The following is a 590-nucleotide window of genomic DNA, read 5'->3' on the forward strand; positions in this document are numbered from 1 at the left end:
GTGGACGACCGATGACCGTCGCTGTCAAAAAACCATGCGCTGCGACACTATCGAGCACGAACTGGCTCTCTTGGTTATCCAAATAATCTAGTAATTCATCAAAACTTAGTTGGTTACTCATGGCTTGGTAGTCCTTGAAAGATAGCTATCGTCAATCGCAGTGATCGATTGGTTAATGGCAAGATATTATGTTGTTTTAAAAAAAGGCTGCTTGAATAACCGTAACCAAGCAGCCTTTATAAAGTAAGTATTATTGAATAGAGCAGATTGCAAGCCATTGTAAAAAATAACAAACAGCGAGCAATCGGTATAACTGAGTAGATAATTATCAATTATTAAAGCACTTTAGTCAGCTGAGATGACTGAAGCCTATCAATTAAAAATCATCATCATCCCAATCATCACCGTCTTCATCAAAATTGTCTATATCATCTAGATCATCTTTTAACTCTTTAGCCAAACGCTTTTCTTCTAGCAAATTATCGATTAGCCGACGCTTTTCAAGACTACTTAAACGCGTACGTACACTTGTCTCAGCTTCTTCAACCATCTTTGCATCGTCATCGTCGACAAAATCATCATCAAAATCG

Annotated in this window: 1 protein-coding gene; it reads right to left on the reverse strand. The window is 37.8% G+C overall.

Annotated elements, in window-relative coordinates; all coding sequences use genetic code 11:
- Window positions 1-376 precede the first annotated feature (376 nt).
- Window positions 377-590 (reverse strand): PA3496 family putative envelope integrity protein (locus ACS8FC_RS19250; protein WP_439297971.1); only part of this gene is annotated, 214 nt, incomplete at its 5' end.

The sequence above is a fragment of the Psychrobacter sp. 1Y4 genome (assembly GCF_051847555.1).